This is a genomic window from Roseateles sp. P5_B10 (genome assembly GCF_056400485.1).
In genome coordinates this window covers 1-653 of the sequence record NZ_JBFULE010001517.1, presented here as the reverse complement: position 1 = coordinate 653, position 653 = coordinate 1, and the positions used below count along the sequence as shown (strand labels likewise).

The 653-nt window shown below is 61.4% G+C and carries 1 protein-coding gene; it reads right to left on the bottom strand.

What is annotated here, in order from left to right; translation table 11 throughout:
• Positions 1-441, bottom strand: a 441-nt coding sequence (locus tag AC1DU6_RS34345; protein WP_477862939.1) for a hypothetical protein, incomplete at its 3' end; no start/stop codon positions are given.
• Between the last annotated feature and the right edge of the window lie 212 nt (positions 442-653).

Below are 653 nucleotides of genomic sequence, written 5' to 3'. Positions count from 1 at the left end.
ATCCAGTAGCGCGCAAGTCGCAGCACTCTGACCGACCCGAAGCGCGTCTCGACGCTGGCGACGGGCATCTCGTGCCGCAGCCGCTTCCGCTTGTGCCCGTTCCCTTGCTTCCAGGTGACGCGCCAAATCCTTGTCGCGCTCGTCAACCAGCTGGCTCAGGTTCGGAAATCCAACCGGCTTGCGTTTGTCGCAGTGAGCGCAATTTCGGTCGTGGAAGTCAAGCACTCCCTCCTCGAGATACCAACCCGCTATTCCTCCGGCTGGTGCGAAGTCGCATTCCATGCCAAACATGCCGAGCGGCAGCCCCGTCTGAACAGCGATGAGTCCAGTTCCGCCATGGTTGCGCACGCGAGCGTGGGCGCACCAGTTGTGCATCAGCTCCAGAACTAGTTTGTTGCGCTCCCCAGTGCGAACGTACCGTTCGAACTCAGCTTGGTCCATCGAACCAATCGTAAACCGCACGGCGGCTTCTTGCTTCGCGCCCTATCACCCGGTACACCAAACACAGCCGGATGCTGCTGTTGTGATGCGGACGCCGCGGCTGGTCTCCAGTCGAAAGCCTAGCAGCCGGCCCTCCGGTGAGACGGCGCTTACCGCGCCGCAATCGTCCTCACACCCCGTCCGATGAAGGAAGCCGGGGTCAAGTCTTAAAT